Origin of the sequence: Zemynaea arenosa (genome assembly GCF_004614185.1) — a bacterium.
GTDB classification, from domain to species: Bacteria; Pseudomonadota; Gammaproteobacteria; order Burkholderiales; family Burkholderiaceae_D; genus Telluria; species Telluria arenosa.
Genome location: NZ_SPVF01000142.1, coordinates 34,709 through 59,423 on the forward strand (window position 1 = coordinate 34,709; position 24,715 = coordinate 59,423).

General features: G+C 64.3%; 27 protein-coding genes and 2 pseudogenes. 22 read left to right on the forward strand and 7 right to left on the reverse strand.

What is annotated here, in order from left to right:
* Nucleotides 1–87 precede the first annotated feature (87 nt).
* The 6 genes from E4L96_RS11345 to E4L96_RS11370 all read left to right on the forward strand — a co-directional run bounded on the left by E4L96_RS11345 (nucleotide 88) and on the right by E4L96_RS11370 (nucleotide 5,087).
* Nucleotides 88–372: a hypothetical protein gene (locus E4L96_RS11345; RefSeq protein ID WP_167758667.1), complete on the forward strand. Its 285-nt coding sequence runs from the start codon at nucleotides 88–90 to the stop codon at nucleotides 370–372.
* 332 nt (nucleotides 373–704) lie between these two features.
* Nucleotides 705–1,124, forward strand: a complete 420-nt coding sequence (locus E4L96_RS11350) for a hypothetical protein (protein ID WP_135207331.1) — start codon at nucleotides 705–707, stop codon at nucleotides 1,122–1,124.
* Between the two features lie 176 nt (nucleotides 1,125–1,300).
* Nucleotides 1,301–2,863 (forward strand): sensor histidine kinase, encoded by a 1,563-nt coding sequence (locus E4L96_RS11355; protein ID WP_135207332.1) that lies wholly within the window; start codon nucleotides 1,301–1,303, stop codon nucleotides 2,861–2,863.
* Nucleotides 2,864–2,955: 92 nt separating this feature from the next.
* Nucleotides 2,956–3,558 carry a glutathione transferase GstA gene (gene gstA / locus E4L96_RS11360; protein ID WP_135207333.1) on the forward strand — a complete coding sequence of 201 codons (603 nt, stop codon included), beginning with the start codon at nucleotides 2,956–2,958 and terminating at the stop codon, nucleotides 3,556–3,558.
* 85 nt (nucleotides 3,559–3,643) lie between these two features.
* Nucleotides 3,644–4,507: an N-acyl homoserine lactonase family protein gene (locus tag E4L96_RS11365; RefSeq protein WP_135207334.1), complete on the forward strand. Its 864-nt coding sequence runs from the start codon at nucleotides 3,644–3,646 to the stop codon at nucleotides 4,505–4,507.
* 16 nt (nucleotides 4,508–4,523) lie between these two features.
* The gene (locus E4L96_RS11370) at nucleotides 4,524–5,087 is read left to right on the forward strand and encodes a DUF1697 domain-containing protein (protein WP_135207335.1); all 564 of its coding nucleotides are present in this window, start codon (nucleotides 4,524–4,526) and stop codon (nucleotides 5,085–5,087) included.
* A 7-nt stretch (nucleotides 5,088–5,094) separates the two neighbouring features.
* Here E4L96_RS11370 and E4L96_RS24575 read toward each other — a convergent pair whose 3' ends face one another.
* The 6 genes from E4L96_RS24575 to E4L96_RS11395 form a co-directional block, all read right to left on the reverse strand.
* Nucleotides 5,095–5,226, reverse strand: a complete 132-nt coding sequence (locus E4L96_RS24575; RefSeq protein ID WP_267874328.1) for a hypothetical protein — start codon at nucleotides 5,224–5,226, stop codon at nucleotides 5,095–5,097.
* 110 nt (nucleotides 5,227–5,336) lie between these two features.
* Nucleotides 5,337–6,140: a cyclic di-GMP-binding domain-containing protein, MshE-related gene (locus E4L96_RS11375; RefSeq protein ID WP_135207336.1), complete on the reverse strand. Its 804-nt coding sequence runs from the start codon at nucleotides 6,138–6,140 to the stop codon at nucleotides 5,337–5,339.
* A 32-nt stretch (nucleotides 6,141–6,172) separates the two neighbouring features.
* Nucleotides 6,173–6,706, reverse strand: coding sequence for a DUF2059 domain-containing protein (locus tag E4L96_RS11380; protein WP_135207337.1), 534 nt, complete (start codon nucleotides 6,704–6,706; stop codon nucleotides 6,173–6,175).
* 21 nt (nucleotides 6,707–6,727) lie between these two features.
* Nucleotides 6,728–8,320: an OmpP1/FadL family transporter gene (locus E4L96_RS11385; RefSeq protein WP_135207338.1), complete on the reverse strand. Its 1,593-nt coding sequence runs from the start codon at nucleotides 8,318–8,320 to the stop codon at nucleotides 6,728–6,730.
* Nucleotides 8,321–8,345: 25 nt separating this feature from the next.
* On the reverse strand, nucleotides 8,346–9,353 hold the full coding sequence (locus tag E4L96_RS11390) for a transporter (protein WP_135207339.1): 1,008 nt from the start codon (nucleotides 9,351–9,353) through the stop codon (nucleotides 8,346–8,348).
* Between the two features lie 32 nt (nucleotides 9,354–9,385).
* A complete protein-coding gene (locus tag E4L96_RS11395; protein WP_135207340.1) occupies nucleotides 9,386–10,147 on the reverse strand; it encodes a C39 family peptidase in 762 nt (253 codons plus the stop codon).
* Between the two features lie 221 nt (nucleotides 10,148–10,368).
* Here E4L96_RS11395 and E4L96_RS11400 point away from each other — a divergent pair, with 221 nt between their 5' ends.
* The 16 genes and pseudogenes from E4L96_RS11400 (at nucleotide 10,369) to E4L96_RS11465 (ending at nucleotide 23,366) form a co-directional block, all read left to right on the forward strand.
* Complete coding sequence (locus E4L96_RS11400) at nucleotides 10,369–11,235, forward strand: helix-turn-helix domain-containing protein (protein ID WP_135207341.1); 867 nt, start codon at nucleotides 10,369–10,371, stop codon at nucleotides 11,233–11,235.
* Nucleotides 11,236–11,557: 322 nt separating this feature from the next.
* Nucleotides 11,558–12,109: pseudogene (locus E4L96_RS24330) on the forward strand (AraC family transcriptional regulator); the annotation flags it as partial.
* Nucleotides 12,110–12,349: 240 nt separating this feature from the next.
* A pseudogene (locus E4L96_RS24335) lies at nucleotides 12,350–13,156 on the forward strand (methyltransferase domain-containing protein); the annotation flags it as partial.
* A gap of 278 nt (nucleotides 13,157–13,434) precedes the next feature.
* Complete coding sequence (gene coxB / locus E4L96_RS11410) at nucleotides 13,435–14,625, forward strand: cytochrome c oxidase subunit II (protein ID WP_167758668.1); 1,191 nt, start codon at nucleotides 13,435–13,437, stop codon at nucleotides 14,623–14,625.
* A gap of 15 nt (nucleotides 14,626–14,640) precedes the next feature.
* Nucleotides 14,641–16,239, forward strand: coding sequence for a cytochrome c oxidase subunit I (gene ctaD / locus E4L96_RS11415; protein WP_135207343.1), 1,599 nt, complete (start codon nucleotides 14,641–14,643; stop codon nucleotides 16,237–16,239).
* 12 nt (nucleotides 16,240–16,251) lie between these two features.
* On the forward strand, nucleotides 16,252–16,365 hold the full coding sequence (locus tag E4L96_RS24070; protein ID WP_220433422.1) for a cytochrome oxidase small assembly protein: 114 nt from the start codon (nucleotides 16,252–16,254) through the stop codon (nucleotides 16,363–16,365).
* Between the two features lie 2 nt (nucleotides 16,366–16,367).
* Nucleotides 16,368–16,922, forward strand: coding sequence for a cytochrome c oxidase assembly protein (locus E4L96_RS11420; RefSeq protein ID WP_135207344.1), 555 nt, complete (start codon nucleotides 16,368–16,370; stop codon nucleotides 16,920–16,922).
* Nucleotides 16,919–17,128, forward strand: coding sequence for a DUF2970 domain-containing protein (locus tag E4L96_RS11425; RefSeq protein ID WP_135207345.1), 210 nt, complete (start codon nucleotides 16,919–16,921; stop codon nucleotides 17,126–17,128). The genes E4L96_RS11420 and E4L96_RS11425 overlap by 4 nt, the downstream gene beginning before the upstream one ends.
* A gap of 76 nt (nucleotides 17,129–17,204) precedes the next feature.
* Entirely contained in the window at nucleotides 17,205–18,062 is an 858-nt protein-coding gene (locus tag E4L96_RS11430; RefSeq protein WP_135207346.1) for a cytochrome c oxidase subunit 3, read from the forward strand.
* A 73-nt stretch (nucleotides 18,063–18,135) separates the two neighbouring features.
* On the forward strand, nucleotides 18,136–18,336 hold the full coding sequence (locus E4L96_RS11435; protein ID WP_135207347.1) for a twin transmembrane helix small protein: 201 nt from the start codon (nucleotides 18,136–18,138) through the stop codon (nucleotides 18,334–18,336).
* A 12-nt stretch (nucleotides 18,337–18,348) separates the two neighbouring features.
* The gene (locus E4L96_RS11440; protein ID WP_135207348.1) at nucleotides 18,349–19,068 is read left to right on the forward strand and encodes an SURF1 family protein; all 720 of its coding nucleotides are present in this window, start codon (nucleotides 18,349–18,351) and stop codon (nucleotides 19,066–19,068) included.
* Nucleotides 19,055–19,651, forward strand: a complete 597-nt coding sequence (locus tag E4L96_RS11445; protein WP_307721640.1) for an SCO family protein — start codon at nucleotides 19,055–19,057, stop codon at nucleotides 19,649–19,651. Before E4L96_RS11440 ends, E4L96_RS11445 begins: the two co-directional genes overlap by 14 nt.
* 3 nt (nucleotides 19,652–19,654) lie before the next feature.
* Complete coding sequence (locus E4L96_RS11450) at nucleotides 19,655–20,776, forward strand: COX15/CtaA family protein (protein WP_135207349.1); 1,122 nt, start codon at nucleotides 19,655–19,657, stop codon at nucleotides 20,774–20,776.
* Nucleotides 20,773–21,678 (forward strand): heme o synthase, encoded by a 906-nt coding sequence (gene cyoE, locus E4L96_RS11455; protein ID WP_135207350.1) that lies wholly within the window; start codon nucleotides 20,773–20,775, stop codon nucleotides 21,676–21,678. Before E4L96_RS11450 ends, cyoE begins: the two co-directional genes overlap by 4 nt.
* A gap of 2 nt (nucleotides 21,679–21,680) precedes the next feature.
* On the forward strand, nucleotides 21,681–22,268 hold the full coding sequence (locus E4L96_RS11460; protein WP_135207351.1) for an SCO family protein: 588 nt from the start codon (nucleotides 21,681–21,683) through the stop codon (nucleotides 22,266–22,268).
* Between the two features lie 9 nt (nucleotides 22,269–22,277).
* On the forward strand, nucleotides 22,278–23,366 hold the full coding sequence (locus E4L96_RS11465) for an AI-2E family transporter (protein WP_135207352.1): 1,089 nt from the start codon (nucleotides 22,278–22,280) through the stop codon (nucleotides 23,364–23,366).
* Between the two features lies 1 nt (nucleotide 23,367).
* On the opposite strand, the gene E4L96_RS11470 is transcribed toward E4L96_RS11465, so the two are convergent.
* Entirely contained in the window at nucleotides 23,368–24,708 is a 1,341-nt protein-coding gene (locus E4L96_RS11470) for a hemolysin family protein (RefSeq protein WP_135207353.1), read from the reverse strand.
* Nucleotides 24,709–24,715: the final 7 nt, after the last annotated feature.

The window sequence follows — 24,715 nt, forward strand, 5'->3', positions numbered from 1 at the left end:
ACGGGCGCCGATATGATCAAAATGGCATTGCTTTTCGTAAAACTATCTCTACAGTAAAAGCAGATCAATATAACAAGGGGAGCGCAGATGGCGAATGTGGGACTCGTGAACAGCACCAGCCAGGCGGTGCACCAGCTGCGGCAGGACGCCCAGCGGCAGCAGGACAGCAAGTCCACCGCCGAGGCCAGCCAGGTGAAACAGCAGCAGGAACAGATGAAGCCACGGCAGGATCCGGAAGCACAGCACATCAAGGAGCAGGCCCAGGCGGCGCAGCAGGAAGCGTACGCGCACCGCGTGCAGGCCGCGCGCCAGGCGGCCGAACAGCAATCGGTGCAGCAGCGCGTGGGCGGGAAGATCGACGTCAAATCCTAATTGCTCTGGAATCAATATTTTTATTGTAATTCCTTGTGATTTCGCAAACAAAGTGTCGTTCTTGTGAGAACTCACGAACATTTTTTCATCATAATTTTTCACAGTTGATGAAAACAATGTCTTGCGTGCGCCGCTAAATGGCCTCATGTGTTGAAATGTGTTTGTGACAAGGTTTCCACGTGATAGCTTGATTTTTAACAAACGGCAGCCTGTCGCGGTCGAGCGAGCCAGGCAGGCAAGGCATCAATAATTTTTGTTAAGAATGCAAGTAGTGGAAGCAGGTCGCGCTGCGGAGAGGCGCACTATTTCAACTAACGTGAGTGAGGAAAATCATGGCACAGCATCACGCTCTGGCATCTCAAGAAAGTTACAACCCGAATCACCTGCTCGACATCCTGCTGGGCAAAATGCAACTGAAGAACGACGCTGCGCTGTCGCGGATGCTGGAAGTGGCCCCGCCGGTCATCTCCAAGATCCGCCACCACCGCCTGCCGGTGGGCGCCTCGCTGCTGATCCGCATGCATGAAGTCACCGGCATGAGCATCCGCGACCTGCGCGACCTGATGGGCGACCGCCGCACCAAGTACCGCCTGTCCGACGCCCAGGGCCGCCCGAAGCCCGAGCAGAAGGCTGCGATGGAAGCTGCCGCCGCCGCGGCTGCACAGCAGGGTCAAGCACAGGGCCAGTCCCAGCAATCGTCCGGGGCCTCGTCCGCTGCCAGCGAAAACAAAGGCTCGGGCAATGCACAATAATGCGCTGGCATGGCAGCAGTCGTGACTGCCGTGCCATGCGTTAATGCGACTTGCCCGGCGTAGGGTCTACGTCGGGTGTCCTTCCGGTCCGGAGCATCGCACTCCGGCAACACTTTCCTTGCCTTGCAGCAGGGGTTCCCGTACATTGGTGCTGAAGCAACCGCTATCGAGCGCGCATGTTCAGCATCCAGAGCCGTCTCAAACTTCTGTTCGTCCTGATTGTCACGGTCGTGCTGACGATCTCGGGCAGTTACGCGCAGTATTCCCTCGGTAAGGATCTCGAAGAAAGCCACCAGCGGCTGCGGCAGGGCGTGCTCACGCGCTTGCAGATCAGCTTGCCGTCGGCGCTGTGGGACCTGGACAAGTCCAAGGTCGACAGCATCGTCGAGGCCGAGATGCTGCCGCCGGAGGTGCTGGCGATCCGGGTCTACGATGCCTCGGTCGGCCTGTTCTCGGGCAAGGCGCGCGAGCCGGACGGACGGATCGGCCCGCTGGGCAGGGACGAGCCGGTGGGCGACAAGGTCGAGGCCGCGCTGGTGTTCTCGGACGCCACCACCTCCTCGGCCAAGCCGGTCACGGTTGGCAAGGTCACCATCTATTTCACCCGGGAGCAGATCACGGCGGCGCTGCAGCATGAATTGCTGCGTAAGGTCGCCGAGATCCTGCTGCTGGACACCATCCTCGTACTGGCGCTCTCGGCCAGCTTGCGGGTGATCTTCGAGCCGTTGAAGAGCCTGCGCGACCGCCTGTTCGACCTGGCCACGCGCGGCTCGGAGGTGGAAGAGCTGCCCGAGCGCCGGCGCGATGAGGTCGGCGACGTGATCCGTGGCTTCAACCAGATCCAGCGGCGCATGAAGTCGACCCTGGAGCACACGCGCGAGGCGGAAGACCAGGCGCGCCGCTCGGCCGAGGAAACGGCGCGCGCGCTGCAGGAGCTGCGCCAGACCCAGGAGTCGCTGCTGCAGGCCGAACGGCTGGCCTCGCTCGGCGGGCTGGTGGCGGGCGTGGCGCATGAGATCAACACGCCGGTCGGCATCGCGCTGACCAGCGCTTCGGTGCTGAAGGCCGCCACGGACGAGGTCCAGGCCGCCGTCCACACGACCGGCCTCAAGAAATCCGAAGTGCTGCGCTACCTGGACACGGCCAGCGAAAGCGCCAGCCTCATCATGAACAACGCCTACCGCGCGGCGCATTTGATCCACAGTTTCAAGCAGATCGCAGTGGACCAGACCAGCGAGGCGCGGCGCCCGTTCGGGCTCAAGGAGTACGTGGAAGAGATCGTCTCCAGCCTGCAGCCCAAGCTGAAGAAGACGCCGATCCGCCTGTCGATTTCCTGCCCGGCCGACGTGGTGCTGGACAGCTACCCCGGCGCCTTCGCCCAGGTGATCACCAACCTCACCCTCAACTGCGTCGAGCACGCGTTCGACATCGACACCGCCGGCCACATCCAGATCGATGCGCGGCTGGACGGCGACATGGTCGAGCTGCACGTGAAAGACGACGGCAAGGGCATCCCGCCGGACATCCTGGACCGCATCTTCGACCCCTTCTTCACCACCCGCCGCGGGCAGGGCGGCACCGGCCTGGGCCTGAACATCGTGTACAACCTGGTGGTCAAGCAGTTTGCGGGCACCATCACGGTGGCCAGCACGCCGGGGCAGGGCACCCACTTCACCCTGCGCATCCCGCGCGTGACTCCGCAGGCCGAGACCGAGCCGCGCCCGGCCGCGCTGGCCTGATCCGGTTCAGCGGCCCCGGCCGATCTGTTGTATTCTCGCCATGCTTCGCGCCGGGTCGCCGGCGCCACCGGAATACATCGGAAAGGATCACCATGAAACTGTTCTTTGCCCCGGGCACGTGCGCGCTGGCGCCCCACATCGTGCTGCACGAGCTCGGCATCCCGCATGACAGCCAGAAGGTCAACCTGCAGACCAAGGAGCTCGACGGCGGCGGCGATTACCGCGCCATCAACGCCAAGGGCTATGTGCCCGCGCTGCAGCTCGACAATGGGGAACTGCTGACCGAAGGCCCGGCCATCATGCAATACTTGGCCGACATGGCCGCCGACAACCACGGCCTGCTGGCGCCGTGCGGCCAGCTGGCGCGCTACCACACCGTCGAATGGCTGAACTTCATCAGCAGCGAGATGCACAAGAACTACGGCGCCCTGTTCAACCCGCATGGCTCGGACGAGATGCGTGCGCAGGCATACTCGACGCTGAAGAAGCGCTACGAATACACCGAGGCGCAGCTGGCCGGGAAGGAGTACCTGACGGGCAGCCAGTACACGCTGGCCGACGTCTTCTTCTACGTCGTGACCGACTGGGCCGGACACGTCAAGTTCGACCTCGCGCCGTTCCCGCAGGTGCGCGCGCTGCATGCCCGCGTGGCCGCGCGCCCCGCCGTGCAGGCGGCGCGGCAGCATCAGCGCTGAGGGAATTTTTTTCTGGTTTCTGGTCCAAAAGAGAAATAAAAATCCACTTGTTTCACCCCACTTCACTGTCAACAAGGAGAACAATATGACCCGCACCCTGCGCGCCCTGGGCGCCAGCCTCGTCCTGGCCACCGTGGCCGCTCCGGCCGCCTTGGCCGCCTCCGCCGCGCCCGCGCCCGTCAAGTCGCTGCGCGTGTACGTGCTCGACTGCGGCACCATCGACGTGGCCGACATCTCGCAGTTCAGCCCCGGCGTGAATGTCGGCAAGCACAAGAAGCTGACCGACACCTGCTACCTGATCGCGCATCCGAAGGGCACGCTGGTGTGGGACACTGGCCTGCCGGACGCGCTGGCCGAGAAAAAGGATGGCATGGACATGGGCAAGTCCTATCACCTCAAGCGGGACCGCACCCTGGCCAGCCAGATCAAGGCCATCGGCTACGATCCCCTGCAGGTCACCTATCTCGGCATCTCGCACATGCATTTCGACCACATCGGCAACGTCGGCCTGTTCCCGAAATCGACCCTGCTGATGCAGAAGGAAGAATACGCGAGCGCGTTCGGCCCGGACGCGGCCAAGTACGGCAACGACCCGAAGACCTATCCGACCCTGAAGGACAATCCGGTCCAGGAACTCACCGGCGACCATGACGTGTTCGGCGACGGCAGCGTGGTGATCAAGCGCGCCATCGGCCATACCCCGGGCCACCAGTCGCTGTTCCTGAAGCTGCCCAAGACCGGCAACGTGGTGCTGTCCGGCGATCTGGCCCACTTCACGGAAAACTGGGCCAACCGCCGCGTGCCCAGCTTCAACTATGACAAGGAGCTGTCGGTAAAGGCCATGAACGAGATGGGTGACTTCCTGAAGGCTAACAAGGCGGTGCTGTGGATCCAGCACGACTACGAGCAGAACGCGCAGATCAAGCACGCGCCCGCTTTCATCGAGTAACGGTAGCATGCGGCCCATGAACACGACGGATATGCGCTGTTACGTCGCACTTCTTCGCGGCATCAATGTGGGGCGGGCCAAGCGGATCGCGATGGCCGACCTGCGGACGCTGATCGGCGAGCTCGGCTTTGTCGAGGTGAAGAGCGTACTCAACAGCGGGAACGTCGTGTTCCAGGGCCAGCGCGCCCAGCCCAAGGCCATCGCCACCCGCATCGAGGAAGCGCTGGTGATGAAGGTCGGGGTGACGGCGCGCGTCACCGTGCTGGCCAGCGACGAGCTGGCCGAGGTGGTCGATGAGAATCCCCTGCTCGATGTGGCCACCGAGCATTCCCGCCTGATGACCTTCATCCTGACCAAACCGAAGGACCGGGCCCTGGTCGAACCGCTGACCGCCATGGACTGGGGCCGCGAGGCGCTGGCCGTGGGCACGCGCGCGGCCTATGTGTGGTGCCCCGAAGGCATCCTGGAAAGCCGCGCCGCCGCCGCGGTCGGCAAGGCGCTGGGCGACGGCACCACGTCGCGCAACTGGAGCACGCTGTGCAAGGTGCACACGCTGTGCCAGGCGGCAGCGACCGTCTGAACCGCCGCTAGGACACGTCCGGCGGCTCGAACTTCTCCCGGCTCAGCACGCGGCTCGCGCGCACGCCGACCAGGATCACGCCGATCAGCATCATCACCACGATGTGCGGCTCGGGGATTTCCGAAAAGGGTATGAACACGATGGCACCTGTGCAAAGGATGGAGGGACGACCCTTCATCCATTAAAGCACAGGCGCTGTGGAATACCAGCCGCGCGGCCAGCCGTGCGCGGTTCGGCGCTCCGCCCGGCTCAGCGTGGCGTGACGGTGATGGTGGTGCCGCGCAGGTCGATGTTCTTGATGTCGATGCTGCCGAAGCTCGGCCCGCTGGTCGCGCCTGCCACGCGGATGTTCTTGAAGCTGATCTCGCCGATCGTGCTCGGCAGCCGCAGGGTGATCGAGCCGTCCTTGTTGATGTGCGAGACCGAATTGGCCGGATCGTAGACCACGTCCTTGACCGTGGTGGTCGCGCCCAGCAGCATCGAGAGCGGATTGAAGATCTTGGACATCTCCGTCAACACCCGCATGCCATCCGGCGTCTGCATGATGCTGGCAGCCGCGCGCGCCGGGTCGATCTGCGTCCCGTGCGCGTTCAAGTAGGACAGCTGCATCTCGGCATGGCGCGCCTGTTCCTGCAGGGCCTGCTCGGGGATACCCTGGGCCGCGATGCTGCCGAGCTCTTCGTCGGTCAGCGGACGCATGCTGCCGCCCGTGCCGGCCCCCTCGGCGGCCCCCCGATCTTCCTTCTCCGAATTCAGCGAGCGCACCGCCACCGCCGCCGCCGGCGCCACCGCCACGGCCGCGTAGGCTTGCAGCGGGCCGAGCAGGGCCGTGGCCACCCCCGCGGCCAGGCGCAGGTTGCGCTGGCGCCGGATCGCGCTCTGGATCTGGCGGTCGGTGATGACCTTCCAGTCCGCCAGAATCTCACCGAGGCGCTTGCCGCTGCGGCCCTGTTCCTCGATCGCCTTGTTGAGCAGGTCTTCCGAGATCAGCTTTTTGCCAAGCAGAATCTGGCCGAGCTGGGAGCGCTTGTCGTTCTGGTAGAGCCAATCCATGGTTGTTCTCCTTGAAGGGCGGCATCAGCGGCTTACGGAGTGACGGCGGCGCGCAGGCGCAGGCCGATTTTTTCCTGCAGCGCCGCCATCTCCGGCTTGATCTGGCCCTGCAGCTGCGCGGCCACGCTTTCCCCGATGGTCTTTTGCAGCTCGGGCGCCAGCGCCTCGAACTTGGCGCGGAGCGGCGACTCCAGGAAGGCGGCCAGCTGCTTCAGTTCCTCTTCGCTGAACTTCTCGGCCAGCATGGGCGCGATCTTGGTCTTGACCGCGGTCTGGGTGCTGGCTTTCACCAGCGGCGCGTTCTTGGCAAAGAACTTTTCGGCCTCGGCCGTGATGTCCTTCATGGCCGCCTCGGCCTTCTCGGGCGTGGCGCGGCCCTGCAGCATGGCGCGCGACTGGCGCACCGATTCCGCCACTGGCGCCTGCAGCATGGCCAGCCCGACGTTCTCGGTGTGCATCTTGGCGAGCACGCGGTCCACCAGCGCCTGCTTGGATGCGGGCACCGCCTGCGCGGCGCATGAGCCCGCCGCGCAGAGCGCGAGAGCGGCTAGGGTCAACTTCAGCATGGGAATCTCCTTGTACGTTGTTCAGAATGGCCGCGTGAACGAGACGCCGAAGTAGCGCACGATCAGGTCGCCCGACACAGTGGTCGCGGCGTAGGGGTTGTAGATCAGGTTGAAAAAGCCGTCGCAGTTCAGGTTGCAGTCGGTGCGGGCCGGCACGTTGTAGGTCCCCTTCATGTAGCTGCCCGTCACGTTGAGTTCGGCGCCGTTGTGGAACTGGTAGCGTACTCCCACGCTCTTGAGTTTGGTATCGGGCAGCGGCGTCAGCAAGCTGATCTTGTCGCCGGGGATCGAGCTCTTGCGCGGCTCGTAGCCGAACCGCAACGTCAGCGACTTGGTGGGGAACAGCTGCAGCCCGTAGGCCATGTTGGTCACGCTGCGGAAACCCATCGGGAAGGTGGCTTGGGTCGAGTTGGCGTGGCCGAACAGGCGCGCCATCTCCAGCAGCTTGATGCTCTGGTCGAAACGGAAGGTCAGGTATTCCCACTTTTTCCAGTCCGCATACATGGCGTCGACGTTGAGCTGCGCGTAGTCGGTGACTTTCAGCTTCATGCCGACCTGGACGCGGAATGGGAAGGGGATCTTGGCGGTCAAGTTGCCGCTCTGGTACTCGGGAATCTCCTGCGGCAGTGCGGCCACGCCCGCCACGATCGGCCCCAGCAGCGAACTGTTCAGGCCTTTCACGAACTGGCGCAGCATCGGCTCGCTGTGGAAGTTGTAGGTGCCGACGAAAGTGGTCGAGGTGCCGCCCTGGTACACCGCGCCCAGCGCGAACCAGGGCTTGGGTTCCCACAGCACGCCCAGGTTGACCGTCGGGTCGAACGAGGAGTGCATGTCGAAGTCGATGTTGGCGGCCTTTTTGAACGGGTCCACCATGCCCTCGGGGCCGCCGCCGCACAGGCCGAAGGTCAGCGTGTCGATGATATTGCCGCTGCCGTTCGGACACACGCCTTTCTGCAGCGCGCCGACCGTCCCCAGCAGCTTGTTGGGCGCGCGGAAGTCGGTGTTGATGGCGAAGTTGGCGTAGGCGATCGGCACCGAGATGCCGACCTTGAGCGTGTCGGTCAGCTTGTAGCCGATCGCGGGCGACAGGTAGACCAGGCGCTGCAGCTGGATCAAACGGCCGTCGAAACGGCCGGGGTCGTTAGCATCCTTGGTGCGGTCGATCGACATCGCCTGCGACAGGTAGACGCCGGTGGCAAAGGTCAGCCGCGAGCCCGGGTTGTTCCAGGAAAAGCCGAGCCCGGGCACCACCACCGCAGGCAGGCGCGCCTTCGGGATCCCGAGGAAGGGCAGGGCCATCGCCTGGCGCACCGGACCGGTCTCGGTGTTGTTGATCGGGTCGTCCTTGAAGCCGCCGATATCGATGTCCGGCGCGGTCTTGAACTTGCTGTGCGCGCGGATCGAGGCGATGAACAGCGTGTCCGTGTGCTGGTAGCCGGTCAGGCTGGCCAGCCCGGCCGGATTGAAGTGGATCGATTCGATGCCGCCTGGGTCGGCCGTCACCGCATTCCCCAGCGCCATCGCGCGCGGGCTCACCACCAGGTTGTCCGTGACCCCGGCGTGGACCAGGCCGGCACTGCCGGCCAGCAGGCCCGGGAGGAGATAGCGCTTCATCGGACGCTCGTCTGAATCACGGACGTCAGAAGCTCAGCGGCAGGCTGACGTCGATGTTCATGTTCGGCGCCGCGGCGGTCAGGCCGATGCCGACCACCACGTTGAGCGTGGTCTTGGGCGACATGCGGTAGCCCGCGCCGATCGACAGGATGCCGGCGGACTGGGTACTGGTCTTGGCCTCGCGTCCGTTGTCGAAGGACAGGCGCGAACCTGCCGAGATCTGCTCCTGGAAGGAGAACGAGGTGGTGATCTTGTACGACAGCGCATAGGCGAAGCCCATGCCGAAGCCGATGGTCGAGCCTGGCCGCACGGTCTTCAGCTTGGCGCCGCCGATGTTCTGCGACAGGTGCTTGGCGGGCGCGCTGGCGCCCACGTTGAACGACCCGAACAGGGCCACCGGATCGACGATCTTGTTCACGTTCATACCCAGGGTCAGCGTGGTCAGGCCGGAGCCGGTCGCCAAACCCTTGCCGGGATCGACCTTGAACGGGCTGTCGCCGGTCGGCAGGCGCAGGCTGCTGGTGAAGGTCAGCGAGGCCTGGTCGCGCTGGGCCGAGAACGGCTGCACGCGGGCGCCTAGCGTGATGTCGCCGATGCTGTTGGAGGTGCCGTTGAAGGTGTCGCTGTCCGAGTAGCGCGACACGAAGGGCAGGGTGACGCTGGCGGTGACGTTGTCGCGCAGGCCGTAGTCGACCAGCAGGGTGTTGGTGAAGGTGTGCGAGTTCTGGTTCTCGATCGAGAACAGGGTCGCGTTGCCGGACGAAAGGTCGGTGTTGATCTTCTCCTGGCCGATGTAGGCGTAGTTCAGGTCGTAGGTCAGCAGGGTCTGGCCGCGCTTGATCAGGGTGTACTGCTTGTCGACCGCGGTCAGGGTTTCCTTAAGCAGGCTGGTCTGGTCGGTGTCGTCGGCCTTCTTGGCGAGCGCGTCGCGCACGGCCTCGCTGGTCGGCTGGGCGGGCTGCTGCTGCGCGTGGACGGCGGGCAGGGCGGCCAGGGCGCTGGCGGCGAGGGCGAGGCGGAAGCGGTTCTTCATGGCGGATCCTTCAGGCAGGCGTGTGTTTCGATTCATTGTTTGTGGATGGAGATGCCGCCCTGCCCATTGAGCAGGCGTTCCATCGCATGGGCATTGCTGATCGGACCGAGCGTCGCGCGGCCGCGGATGCGGTCGGGGTCGATCACGCCGAGCTCCTGGTCGGTCAGGGCCAGCTGGGCGACGGCGGGCTTGTCCTTGGGCGGGTAGACCAGGAACAGCGTGTTGCCATCCCACAGGGTGGCAAACTCGGTCACGGAAAAGGTGATGTTGCCCATGGCCGGGTCGGCCACGAACACCAGGCCGTCGCGCACGCCGCGGAACACCACGAAGTGCTTGAAGCCGGCGTAGTCGATCGGCACGATGGCCGGGTCCTTCAGCTCCTCCAGGTCCTTCATCTCGGCCTTGAAGCCGGCCGACTGCACGCCCAGCGAGGCCACATAGCGCTTCATGTCCAGCAGGGAAAAGCCGCGGCGGGCGATGATCTTGTCCTTCTCGCCTTTGTCCATCATCCCTTCCATCGAGTCCTGTTCGGACACTTTGATACCCAGGTGATAGTTGAGGATGGTGACCAGCGCGGCCGAGCCGCAGCTGTAGTCGTAGGCCTGGTGGACGATGTGCTTGAACTTGAGCTCGGACATCGGCTCGATCTTGACCAGCCGCTCGCCCGCGCCGCCGCCGACCATGGCGGGGGACAGGTCGAACTGGTCCAGCGGCCGGTCGGCCGGTTCATGGCGCGACCATAGGCCGGTGCCGCCCAGCACCACGGCCAGGATGCCCAGCAGGACTGTGTACATGTCGTCTCCTCCGGACTGGCTGCGTGGCCAATCCCTGTTTGGATGTCCCTTTGCACCGGGCCGCTCTTATTCGTTAAGCGGTCTCTACCGATGACGCCAAAAACGTGTCGTCTTTGCCACGAATCCGGGGAACATATCCTATTTTCGATGCAGCAAACTTGATCTGATGCTATAAAACGCTATCGTTTTTGTTAAAAAACGTTCATCGGGGACAGCGCTTCATGAAAACGTGGGATCGCATCAGCTCGGCCTTGGGCTGCCAGCCGGCGGTCAGCACGGACGTGCGCGGGGCCATGCCGCTGCGGGTGGACCGCTACATCTTCCAGCTCAACCAGTGCGAGGTGCCCTCGCTCGACAGCATGGTGCTGCTGTGCCTGCTCGGCGGCGCGCGCGCGACGGTGGGCCGCAAACCGACCAGCCAGTTCAATTTCATTCCCAGCACCTCGGCCCTGTTCCAGCCGGGCTTTGCCAGCCGCTGGAACTTCGGCGGCGCGGTCGACATGGCCATCATCCATTTCCTCGATGAGTCGGCCGACAACGTGCAGCGTCTCAAGCGCCTGCTGGGCGCACGCGGGCGTTCGGCCCACTTCTCCGATCCGCTGGTGGCGGCCGGGGCGCAGCAGATCGTCTCGGAAATCTCGCGCGTGACCCAGCCGGACCTGGCCTTTGTCGAGCGCGTCTCAATCCTGATGGTGGAGCAGGTGTGCCGCGTGCTGGACGGGCGTGCCGGCCCCAGCGGGCCGGCCGACGCTCTGCAGCTGGGCCGGCTGCAGCACGTGCTCGAATGGATGCAGAACCATTTGTCGGAAGAGTTGTCCAACGCCGAACTGGCCGAGCGGGCCGGCGTGTCCGAATCCCATTTCCGCCGCATCTTTCAAGAAGCGATGGGCGTCACGCCACACCGCTACGTCATGCAGTTGAGGCTGGAAAAGGTGCGCGAGCTGCTCACCCGCACCAGCTTTTCCATCGCCCGCGTGGCCGCCCAGTGCGGGTTCAACAGCCAGAGCCACATGACGGCCTGCTTCAACACGGCCTACGGCATCACCCCGGCGCGGGTGCGCCAGCAGGCCCGCCTGCACGCGCCTTGAGCCGTCGTTACGGGCCGCGGATGGGCTCGCTTTCGGTAAAAACGCAACACTTCGCCGCCGTGACGCACGCTTGCGCACGCTCAAACTCGGCAATTCGGCTCTCGATATGATCGCTTTTTGATAAAGACGGGATCATTTTTTAACGCTGCACAAGAAACGAGCGCCACATAATAAAAAACAGCTCGCGGATGACGGGCAGCAAAATAAGAAATGCGGAGACGATCATGGGCAAAGTTCACGGCGCGCGCCGCCTGGCGTGGGGCGGGGTATGAAGTATTCCTCGGCCACGGACGTCGTCCGGCGCATCAAGGTCTGCCTGGCAATGGATGGGTTCGACGTCGAGCGCCTGTTCCACCAGGCGGGGCTGGACCAGATCGATGTCGACGAGGACAGCCACGACATCCAGGCGGTCTCGGACAAATTCAGCCTGCTGTGGGAAAAGCTGGCGGAGGTGTCCGGCGACGACCTGCTGGGCTTCCGCGTGACCTCGCCGCATCCGCTCAGCTGGCTCGGCGTGCTCGGCCACGTGATGCTGGCCTCGCCCAATCTCAAGACCGCGGCGGATAGCCTGCTGCGCTACATGCCGCTGGTCACACCGACCGTGCGCGCCTCGATCGAGCATGACGGCGACCGCACGCTGATCGCCCTGCACCTGGTCGGCGGCAAGCGGGCCGTGCCGCACCAGCGCTACGATTTCACCTGGTCCATGCTGCTGTCCACCATGCGCTTCGTGGTGCAGCAACCGGAGTTGCACCCGGTGGCAATGGAGTATGCCTTCCCGGTGCCCCCGGAGAGCCGTCCCTATGAGGAGCGCTTTGGCTGCCCGGTGCGCTTCAACGCAACGCGCAACGCGATGATCTTTTCGAATCGCGATCTGCTCACGCCGATCCCGACCTGCAACCCGCTGGCGGCCGAAGGCCTGCTGCGCCTGCTGGAAGACCGGCTGGCGCAGGCACGCCGCACCACGTTCACGTCCAAGGTGCAGAACCTGCTGGTGTCGATGATCGACCAAGGCGGGGCGCTGCGCGAGCAGGTCGCCAGGCGGCTGTTGATCAGCGAGCGCACGCTGCAGCGGCGCCTGGCCGATGAGGGCACGGACTTTTCGACACTGGTGGACGAGGTGCGCCGCGAGATCGCCCAGCGTATGCATGAGCGCCTGCAGGTCATCAAGATCGTCCCCCGCCACGTGCTGGACGCCGGCTGCGGCAGCGGCGCCGACTTGCCGACCCTGCAAGAGCGCTTCCCCGCTGCCCACCTGCTGGCCCTGGACGGCTCCGAACCGATGCTCCAGTCCATCCCCGCGCCAAGGAAAACCCTTTTTGACAAGCTCCTCCCCAGCAAGGCGGGCCTCGACAAACTCTGCGCCGACCTCGGCAACCTGCCCCTGGCGCAGAACTCCCTGGACCTGATCTGGTCCAACCTCGCACTGCACTGGCACCCCCAGCCTGACCGCGTGTTCGCCGAGTGGCGCCGCGTGCTGCGCGTGGAGGGCCTGCTCATGTTCTCCACTTTCGGCCCCGACACCTTGCGCGAAGTCGCCGCCGCCTTCGGGGAGCTGGACGGCACCCCGCACACGCTGCCCTTCGTGGACATGCATGACTTTGGCGACCAGCTGGTGGAAGCCGGCTTTTCGACCCCGGTGATGGACATGGAAAAACTGACCGTGACCTACGACTCGTCCCAGGCGCTGTTGCAGGACGTGCAAGCCCTCGGCGGGAACCCCCTGGCCACCCGCCGCCGCGGCCTGATCGGCAAAGACGCCTGGAAAAAGATGGAACACGCCCTGGACAACCAGCGCCGCCCCGACGGCAAGCTGCACCTCACCTTCGAGATCGTGTACGGCCACGCGTTCCGCCCCGCGCCACGTACCACGGCGTCCGGGGAAGCGATCATCCGCTTCCAACCCCGCAAGCCGCAGTGACCGCCGCCGCAACACATCGGCCGTAAAAGCAAGAAGCCCTAGCAGAATTACAAGGTATTTCCTTGATGTAGATCCTTGCGCTTGAGTATAATCAACCGCTAATTTTGTCCACAAAGCTCTTAAATGCTGATTTTTTGAGCAAGGACAAAACAAAAGAGCGCCGCCAGAACACCGGCCCAGCGCGATAAAAAAGGTTTAAGGAAGCGGCGGAAGTGCCAGCGTTTCATGGGCCACAACCGCCGTTTTGAAAAACATTCTTTCTTTAGGTGGTTGGGGATATGACTTATGTAAAGCGGCTTCAAGCGTTGATGCTCGGCCTCGCGGCAGCGGCCAGCATCCCGGCACTCGCAGCACCGGAAGGTGTGCAGGGCCGGCCCGTCGCGCACCAGCTGGATCTGCAAATGCCGGTGACGGGCATCGCGACCGAGGTCAACAGCCTGCACAACTGGATGATGCTGGTCTGCCTGGTGATCTTCATCGCTGTGTTTGGCGTGATGTTTTATTCCATCCTCAAGCACCGCAAATCGCTGGGCCACAAGCCGGCGACCTTCCATGAATCGACCGCGGTCGAAATCGCCTGGACCATCGTCCCCTTCCTGATCGTGATCGGCATGGCCCTCCCGGCCACCAAGACCGTGGTCGCGATGAAGGACACCTCCAACGCCGACGTGACCATCAAGGCCACCGGCATGCAGTGGAAGTGGGGCTATGAATACCTGGCCGGCGAAGGCAAGGGCATCAACTTCATCTCCAACATCGCCACCCCGCGCGCCGCCGTCGGCAGCCCGGGCGTCGCACCGACCGTGGCCCGTACCGAGAACTACCTGCTGGAAGTGGACAACGAAGTCGTGGTCCCGGTGAACAAGAAGATCCGCATCGTCACCACCGCCAACGACGTGATCCACGCCTGGACCATCCCGGCCTTCGCCGTGAAGCAGGACGCGATCCCGGGCTTCGTGCGCGACACCTGGTTCAAGGCCGAAAAGATCGGCACCTACCGCGGCAACTGCGTGGAACTGTGCGGCAAGGAGCATGCCTTCATGCCGATCGTCGTGAAAGTCGTCTCCGATGCGGACTACAGCGCCTGGGTCGCCAAGAAGCAGGCCGAGATGGCCGCGCTGGCCGATGACCCGAGCAAGGTCTGGACCCTGGACGAACTGAAGACCAAGGGCGAGAAGATCTACAGCACCAACTGCGTGGTCTGCCACCAGGCCAACGGCAAGGGCGTGCCGGGCGCGTTCGCCGCGCTGGACGGCTCGCCGGTGGTGAACGGCCCGAAAGCGGACCAGATCCACGTGCTCCTGAACGGCAAGAAGTCGGGCAAGTTCCCGTCCGAGATGCCGGCCTGGAAGCAGCTGTCGGATTCCGACATCGCGGCCGTAATCACCTACACCCGCAACAGCTGGTCGAACAAGGCCGCCGAGAATATCGTCCAACCGGCTGAAGTCCTGGCCGCACGTGGCAAGTAAGAGGAGTCGTCAGAGATGAGCACCGCAACTATCGATCACGGTCACGCTGACCACGCGCACGACCATCACCACGACCATCCGCACGGCTGGCGGCGCTGGTTGTTCGCCACCAACCACAAGGACATCGGCACGCTGTACCTCTGGTTCTCGTTCATCATGCTGCTCTCGGGCGGCCTGCTGGCGATGGGCATCCGCCTGGAGCTGTTCCAGCCGGGCCTGCAGTTCTTCAATCCGGAGTTCTTCAACCAGCTGACCACCATGCACGGCCTGATCATGGTGTTCGGCGCGATCATGCCGGCCTTCGTCGGCTTCGCGAACTGGATGATCCCGCTGCAGATCGGCGCGTCCGACATGGCGTTCGCGCGCATGAACAACTTCTCGTTCTGGCTGCTGCCGCCGGCGGCGATCCTGCTCGCGACCTCGTTCCTGGTCCCGGGCGGCGCCACCGCGGCCGGCTGGACCCTGTACGCGCCGCTGTCGACCCAGATGGGCGCGGGCATGGACATGGGTATCTTCGCGATGCACATCATGGGTGCTTCGTCGATCATGGGTTCGATCAACATCATCGTCACCATCCTCAACATGCGCGCCCCTGGCATGACGCTGATGAAGATGCCGATGTTCTGCTGGACCTGGCTGATCACCGCCTACCTGCTGATCGCCGTGATGCCGGTGCTGGCTGGCGCCATCACCATGACGCTGACCGACCGCCACTTCGGCACCTCGTTCTTCAACGCCGCCGGTGGCGGTGACCCGGTCATGTACCAGCACATCTTCTGGTTCTTCGGCCACCCCGAGGTGTACATCATGATCCTGCCGGCGTTCGGCATCGTCTCGCAGATCATTCCGGCCTTCGCGCGCAAACCGCTGTTCGGCTACGCCTCGATGGTGTACGCGACCGCGTCGATCGCGATTCTGTCCTTCATCGTGTGGGCCCACCACATGTTCACCACCGGCATGCCGGTGACCTCGCAGCTGTTCTTCATGTACGCGACCATGCTGATCGCGGTGCCGACCGGCGTGAAGGTGTTCAACTGGGTCGCCACCATGTGGAAAGGCTCGATGACCTTCGAGACCCCGATGCTGTTCGCGGTCGGCTTCATCTTCGTGTTCACCATGGGCGGCTTCACGGGCCTGATCCTGGCCGTGACCCCGATCGACATCCAGCTGCAGGACACCTATTACGTGGTGGCGCACTTCCACTACGTGCTGGTGGCCGGTTCGCTGTTCGCGCTGTTCGCGGGCTTCTACTACTGGGGTCCGAAGTGGACGGGCCACATGTACAACGAGACCATGGGCAAGGTCCACTTCTGGTCCTCGCTGATCTCGTTCAACGTGACCTTCTTCCCGATGCACTTCCTGGGCCTGGCCGGCATGCCGCGCCGCTACGCCGACTACCCGGCGCAGTTCGCGGACTTCAACGCCATCGCCTCCATCGGCGGCTTCTGGTTCGGCCTGTCGCAGGTGTTCTTCCTGTTCTTCGTGGTGCTGCCGACCATCCGCGGCGGCAAGAAGGCGGCCGACAAGCCGTGGGAAGGCGCCGAAGGCCTGGAGTGGACCGTGCCGTCGCCGGCGCCGTTCCACACCTTCGAAGAACCGCCGCTGGTCAAGTAATCGATGACGATCATGGCTGAGCAACCGAAGAAGAAGCCGAATAACCTGCGTACCGGACTGCTGCTGGCCGGGGTCGCACTGTTCTTCTTCGTGATGCTGTTTGTGAAACGCCTCTGGTTGATGTAGAGATGAGCACCGAGAACGCGACGCCGAATGCGACCACTCGCCTGAACAAGGCGATGATGGGCAAGCTGGTGGTGGTCGCGATCCTCATGTTCGGCTTCGGCTACGCGCTGATCCCGGTGTACAAGCAGGTGTGCGAGCTGCTGGGTGTGAACACCATCACCCAGAAGGACGACGTGGCCAAGAACACGCAAGTGGACATGAGCCGCAGCGTGACAGTGGAGCTGGACGGGAACGCCCATGGTCCCTGGCGCTTCCGTCCCGTGCAGTCCAGCGTTACCGTGCACCCGGGCGAGATGACGACGGTGGTCTACGAAGTCGTCAACATCCAGCCGCGCACCATGGTCGCCCAGGCGATTCCGAGTTACGCGCCGCAGTCGGCCGGGCCGCACTTCAAGAAGGTGGAGTGCTTCTGCTTCAAGCAGCAGACCCTCAAGCCGAATGAGGCCAAGCAGTATCCGGTGGTGTTCTACGTCGACCCGGCCCTGCCGAAGGACGTCAAGACCATCACCTTGTCGTACACGTTTTTTGAAGTCGCAGGAGCGGTGGCGCAGCAATGAACGACGCTCATAAACGCAAGGCGTCGTTCCTGGCCACGATGAAGGCGGTGTTCTGGTCCTTCTTCGGGATCCGCAAGCGCAGCGATTACGAGAAGGATTCGGCGCAGCTGAATCCCATTCACGTGATCATTGCGGGCGTGATCGGTGCAGCGCTGTTCATCGGGATCCTGGTGACGATCGTGAAATTCGCAGTATCCAAGGCATAAAAAGAAAATCATGTTCTTCCCGCGCGGCGGGGAGGACGTACAGCAAAAAATCAGCAAGTTTTTTGGGAGATGAAGAATGAGCTCTAATCACGCCGCGCCGTACTATTACGTACCCGGTCCATCGCGCTGGCCCGTCATGGCCGGCATCTCGATGCTCGCCACCATGGCCGGTGCATCGGGCTGGGTGAATGGCGCCGAGTGGGGCATGCCGCTGAATATCGCCGGCATCCTGTGCACCATCGCCGTGCTGTACTTCTGGTTCGGCGAAGCGATCGCCGAATCCGAAGGCGGCAAGTACAACCAGCGTATCGACACCTCGTTCCGCTGGTCGATGTCCTGGTTCATCTTCTCGGAAGTGATGTTCTTCGGCGCCTTCTTCGGCGCGCTGTTCTACGCCCGTTCGGTCACCATGCCGTGGCTGGCGGACCTGGACCACAAGGTCCTGTGGCCCGACTTCGCCGCCCACTGGGGCAACGCCGGTCCGGCAGGCACGATCGAGTCCTTCCGCACCATGGGCCCGTTCCCGATCCCGACCATCAACACCGCGCTGCTGCTGACCTCCGGCGTCACTCTCACAATCTCGCACCACGCCCTGCGCGCGGGCCAGCGTGGCAAGACCGCCTTCTGGCTGGCGCTGACCATCCTGCTGGGCGCCGTGTTCATGGGCTTCCAGGCGTACGAGTACCACCATGCCTACACTGAGCTGAACCTCAAGCTCACCTCCGGCATCTACGGCTCGACCTTCTTCATGCTGACCGGCTTCCACGGCTTCCACGTGACCATGGGCGCGATCATGCTGGCGGTGGTGCTGCGCCGCGTGCTGCGTGGCGACTTCACCCCGGACCACCACTTCGCCTTCGAAGGCGCGGCCTGGTACTGGCACTTCGTGGACGTGGTCTGGCTCGGCCTCTACATCGTCGTCTACTGGCTGTAAGCCGGGGACTCGATCCAAACGAAAGCCGCCGGCCGGATCCTCCGGCGGCGGCTTTTTTCTTTGGCGGCTCATTATGAAAATCTTCGTCGGCATCGCCTTCATCCTGATCATCGGCAGCCTGGCCTCGGCGCTGTTCTTCCTCATGCGTGACAAGGGCAAGAGCAACCGCACGGTGCAGGCGCTGGCCATGCGCGTGGGACTGTCGGTGCTGCTGTTCATCTGCATCCTAATGCTCTACAAGCTGGGGTACATCCAGCCCACCGGGATTCGCTAAGCGATATATCCGATGGCTTTCCGCTTCCGTCTCATCCCCTTTACCGTCACCGTGGCGCTGGTGGCGCTCGGAATCTCGCTCGGCAACTGGCAGGAGCGCCGGGCCGCATACAAGACGGCGCTGCAATGGCGCGTGGAAGCGCGTGCGGCCCAGGCGCCGCTGGTGCTGGGCGGCGCTGCATTGCCGACGACCGATTTCGCCGAGTACCGCCGCGTGCAGGCGACCGGCACCTGGGTCCCGCAATGGGCCGTCTATCTCGACAACCGCCCCTACAAGGGCCGCTCCGGCTTCTACGTGCTGATGCCACTGAAGCTTGCGGGCAGCCACCAGCACGTGCTGGTCGCACGCGGCTGGCTACCGGTCGATCCGGCCAACCGCGCGCAGATTGCGTCGTATGCCACGCCCACCGGCGAGGTGACGGTGCAGGGCAGGGCAGTCGCCAGCGCGGGCCATGTCCTGCAGCTGGGCGCTGCCGCCGCCGTCAAGCCGGGCGCGATCGTGCAGAATATCGAACCGGCGCAGCTGGCGCCGGCCAGCGGGCTGGCATTGGCGCCGTTCGTGGTCGAGCAGACCGGCGACGCGGCGCAGGCCGGAGACACGCTGGTGCGGGACTGGCCGTCGCCATCTTTCGGTATCGACAAGCACAAAGGCTATGCCTTCCAGTGGTACGCGCTGGCCGTGATGGCCGCGCTCTTTTTCGTCTTCACAGGATTCAGACGTGGAAAACAGTAAGCAAACCCGCAGCGGACGCTGGAAGCTGATGGCCGTATTGGCCGTTTGCGCCTCGCCGCTGATCGCCTCGTACATCTTCTATTACGGCGGCTTCGCCAGGGACATGGCCAAGGACAACTACGGCACCCTGATCGACCCGCGCCAGTATCCGATCCCCGCGCTCAATGCGACCACGCTCGATGGCAAGGCCACCAGCCTGGAAGCCTACAAGGGCAAGTGGCTGATGCTGCGCGCCGGTCCGGCCGCATGCGATGACGCCTGCAACAAGCAGCTGTTCGCCATGCGCCAGCTGCGCCTCATGCAGGGCAAGGAGATGGAGCGCATCGAGCGCGTGTGGCTCGTGACGGACCAGGAGCCGATCGAAACGCTGCTGCTGCGCGAGTACGACGGCATGCGCGTGTTGCGCGTGGACCCGGCGGTGGTGGCCAAGTGGCTGCCGGTGGAGGGCACGGAGCCGGCGTCCACCCACATCTATCTGCTCGACCCGCTGGGCAACCTGATGCTGCGTTTCCCGCAGAACCCGGAGCCGAAGCGTGTGAAGAAGGACCTGTACCGGGTGCTCAAGGCCTCGGGGATCGGCTGAGCCATGGCACCGTGGTCGCTGTTCTTGCTGAGCCTCACGGCGCTGGTCATTGCCGTGGTGCCGCTGCTGTGGGTCCTGCGTTCGCCGGACCCCAACAAGTACCGTAAGCTGGTGCGGGTCTGCATGTTCCTCACCTTCGACCTGGTGGTGTTCGGGGCGTTCACGCGCCTGACCGACTCGGGGCTCGGCTGCCCGGACTGGCCGGGGTGCTATGGCCTGGCCAACCCCTTCCTCGCGCATGAACACATCGCCCGCGCCGAGGAGCTCTTGCCGACCGGGCCCGTGACCGTGTTCAAGGCCTGGGTTGAGATGATCCATCGCTTCTTTGCCATGACCATCGGCCTGCTGGCGACCGCGGTGCTGGTGTGGTCGTGGAGGCGCTGGAGGGCGACCGGCGACAAGGTGTATTCGATCGGCGTGCCGCTGCTGACCTTTTTGTGGATCTGCCTGACCGGGGCATTTGGGCGCTGGACCGTGACGCTCAAACTGCAGCCGGTGATCGTGACCGGCCACCTGCTGCTCGGGATGAGCACCCTGGCCTTGTTCACGTGGCTCGCCTCCCGGCAGGACCGCGTCCCCGCTGACCCCACCCAGACGGCCGCGCAGCTGGCCCGCGTGCGCATGCTGGCGCTGCTCACCGCCGTCGTCGTGGTGGTGCAAGTGGCATTGGGCGGCTGGGTGAGCACCAACTACGCGACCCTGGCCTGCACCGAATACCCCACTTGCGCCGGCCGGATGGTGCCGGCGATGGACTTCGAGCACGGTTTCCACCTGTGGCGTGAACTCGGCAAGACCGCGGCGGGCCATTACCTTCCGTTCCAGGCACTGACCGCGATCCATTGGGTGCACCGCAACTTCGCCCTGGTCGTGTTCCTGGTCGCCGGCTACACGGCGGCGCGGGCGATGAGGGTGCCCGCCCTGCGCGCGCCCGGCCGCGGCATCATGTGGGTGCTGCTGGCGCAGGCCGCGACCGGCATCGCCACCATCTACCTGAGCTCTCCGCTGGTGATCGCGGTCCTGCACAATGCGGGCGCCGCGCTCCTTGTGCTCTTGACGGCCATGTTAAACTACAGGGTCAAGTCTTTACTCCAGGCCTCACCCGCCGCACACCCCAAAGCAGCATGACTTCCCAGACCGCAGCTCACCCCAAACGGCCCGGCCAAACCGGCCGCGCCGCCCAGTACTGGGCCCTGACCAAGCCGCGCGTGACGCAGCTGGCCGTGTTCTGCGCGGTGATCGGCATGTTCCTCGCCACCGACGGCTTCCCCGGGTGGCAGCCGCTGATCGCCGGGACCATCGGCATCTGGCTGCTGGCCGGTGCCGCTTTCGCCATCAACTGCCTGGTCGAGGCGCAGATCGATGCGCGCATGGCCCGCACCGCGCGCCGCGCGACCGCCAAGGGCGAGCTGACCACCCCGCAAGTGCTGCTGTTCTCCGCGATCATCGGCGGAGCGGGGATGTGGGTGCTGTATGCGCTTGTCAATCCGCTCACGATGTGGCTCACCTTCGTCACCTTCGTCGGTTACGCGGTGATTTACACGCTGGTGCTGAAGCCTGCCACGCCGCAGAACATCGTGATCGGCGGCCTGTCCGGCGCCATGCCGCCCGCACTGGGCTGGGCGGCCATCGCCAACGACGTGCCGATGCAGGCCTGGCTGCTGGTGCTGATCATCTTTGTCTGGACCCCGCCGCATTTCTGGGTGCTCGCCATGTACCGGCGCGACGATTACTCCCGGTCCGGCCTGCCGATGCTACCCGTGACTCACGGCTTGCAATTCACCGGCTACCACGTGTGGCTGTACACCATCGTGCTCGCGGCCTGCACCATGCTGCCGTTTGCGGTGCAGATGAGTGGCCTGATCTACCTCGTCTCGGCGGTGATCCTCAACGCCATCTTCCTGCGCTACGCGTGGCTGGTGCACAAGCACTACAACGACCTCGTGGCCCGCAAGGCTTTCACGTACTCGATCATCTACCTCTCGCTGCTGTTTGCTGCGCTGCTGGTCGATCACTACTTCAGGTTCTGACCATGAAACGATTCCTGTGCATGCTGGCGGTCCTCCTTCCGCTGGCGCTGGTGGGTTGCGACAAACCGGGCAAGCCGCTCAGCTTCCAGAACACCGACATCACGGGCCTCGACTACGCCAAGAACTTTTCGCTGACGGACCAGAACGGCCAGCAGCGCACCCTGGCGGATTTCAAGGGCAAGGTGGTGGTCATGTTCTTCGGCTACACCCAGTGCCCGGACGTGTGTCCGACCACCATGGCCGAGCTGTCGAAAGTGATGCAGCAACTGGGCCCGCAGGCCGACCAGGTGCAAGTACTGTTCGTGACCGTGGACCCGGAGCGCGACACGCAGGAATTGCTCAAGCAGTACGTGCCCAACTTCGACAAGCGCTTCCTCGGCCTGCGCGGGAGCGCCGAAGAGACCAAGGCGGTGGCCAAGGAGTTCAAGGTGTTCTACCAGAAGGTGCCCGGCTCCCAGCCCGATAGCTACTCGATGGACCACACAGCCGGCATGTACGTGTTCGACAAGAGCGGCAAGGTGCGCCTGTTCATCCGCAACGGGCAGGCGCCGGAAGCCATCACCAGCGACATCAAGCAGCTGCTGGGCTGACCGGCGCGCATGGACAAGCGCACCGCCAACCTCACCCGCATGGCAGCCGTCGCGCTGCTGATCCTCGGCTGCGCCGTCGTCCTCGCGCCCTTCCTCGCCGCCGTGCTGTTTGCGGCCGCCGTCGCGGTCTGCACCTGGCCACTGTATCAGCGCCTGCTCGGGCACATCGGCGGGCGCAGAACCCTGGCGGCGCTCATCATGAGCCTCACGCTCACGCTGCTGGTGATCGTGCCATTGGCACTGGTGGCCTACAACATGGCGGACAACGTCGCGGGTTTCTACGACGAAGCGCGCAAGGCCATCGCCAACGGCGGCATCCAGCCGCCTGCCTGGCTGCGCGACATTCCGCTGGTGGGCGAATATGCTGACACCTACATTCGCAACCTGCTTGGCAGCCGCGAGGCCTTGGCCGCGCTGGCGCAGCGCATGCTGGAACCGGCCCGCCACTTCCTCGCCAGCGGCGCGCTGGTGCTGGGGGCGGGTGTGGCCCAGGTCAGCCTGGCGGCCTTCGTCAGCTTCTTCCTGTATCGCGACGGCCAGGCCATCGGGCGTGCCATCGGCATCGCCATGGAGCGGCTGATCGGCCGCAGCGCGCCGGACGTGCTGGCGATTGTCGTGCGCACCGTGCGCGGCGTGATGTACGGGCTGCTCGGCACCGCCTTGGCGCAGGCCCTGGTCGCGGCGCTCGGCTTTGCCATCGCCGGTGTGCCGGCCGTCGGCCTGCTGGCTTCAATGACCTTCGTGTTCTCGCTGATCCCCGTGGGCCCGCCCATCATCTGGGGCGGTGCCGCCCTGTGGCTGTTCAATCAGGGCTATACGGGGTGGGGCATCTTCATGCTGGTGTGGGGCTTCTTTGCGATCAGCAGCGTCGATAACGTGGTCAAGCCGATGCTGATTAGCCGTGGCTCGGACCTGCCGTTCCTGCTGGTGCTGCTGGGTGTCCTCGGTGGCGTGCTGGCCTTCGGCTTCGTGGGCATCTTCATCGGCCCCACGCTGCTGGCCGTGGGCTTCTCGCTGATGCGGGACTGGACCGGCGTCGAGCCGGAAGGCCCGCTGCGCTCACCCGAAGGCGGGCAGGCCAAGGACAAGCAGCCGTAATTCAGTCGCGATGTTCGTCGTCGTCGGCCGTGCGGCCGGGGCGCGGGATCACTTTCACCAGCACGATGCGCGGGCCGTTCATCTTGCGCACCACGATGTCGAAGTAGTCGAACTCGATGCGCTGCCCCTGCTTGGGAATGTCCCCCAGCTTGAGCATGATGAGGCCCCCCACCGACTCCACGCCATCGAACTCGTCGTCGTCGATGTCGATGCCCAGCGCGCGTTCCAGTGAGAAGATGGGCAGGCTGGCCTTGCCGATCAGCGCACCGTCGGGCTGGCGCAGCCAGTCGTTTTCGTTGAGGCGGAATTCATCGTGGATCTCGCCGACCATCGCACCAAGCAGGTTGTCGAGCGTGATGAAGCCGACCGGCCGTTTGCCCTTTTCGCCGATCAGCGCAAAGTGCGGCGCACCCTCGCGGAAGCGGCGGAACAGTTCCAGCGCCTTGGTGCGCCCGGAGAGGGTCTCGACCGGGCGCAGGAAGTCCGTGAGGTCGTCGATCGGCTTGCCCGCGTGCTGGGCGAAGAACAGGTCCTTCAGGTGGATCACGCCTTCCACTTCGTCGCCGGTGGCATCGAAGTAGGGGTAGCGCGAGAAGCGGTTGCGCACCATGGTCTGCAGGTTCTCGTCCAGCGAGCGGTTTGCGTGCAGGGCGATCACCTCGTTAATGGGCCGCATCAGGTCAGAGACCTGCAAGGCTGAAAAATCCAGCGAGCCCGCGAGCACATTGTGTTCTTCGGACGTGAATTTGCCCGGCTGGCTGGTACGCAGGATCAGCTTCAGTTCCTCGACCGAGTAGTGGGCCTGGCCGTGGCCAGCGCCCTTGCCGGAGAGGCCGGCCACGCGCAGTACCATGTTGGCGCTGGCGTTCAGCACCCAGATAGCGGGATACATGGCCCAGTAAAAGCCATACAGCGGCACCGCGCTCCACAGGCCCACCGCCTCCGGCATGCGGATCGCCATCGACTTCGGCGCCAGCTCGCCGACTACGATGTGCAGGAAGGAGATCACGCCGAACGCGATCACGAAGGACACGCCGTGGATGATGGACTGGGAGGTTACGCCGAGCAGGCCGAAGACAGGTTCCAGCAGTTGCGCGAAGGCTGGTTCGCCGATCCAGCCCAGGCCCAGGGAGGCGAGCGTGATGCCCAGCTGGCAGGCGGAGAGGTAGGCATCGAGCTTGCCATGGACCTCGGCCAGGATGCGGCCGCGCAGGCCCTGCGTCTTGGCAATCGCGCGCACGCGGGTGGGGCGAAGCGTGACAATGCCGAATTCGGCCGCCACAAAGAAACCGTTGAGCGCGACCAGCAGCAGCGCCAGGACGACGAAGAGGACATTGATCATGGCGCTA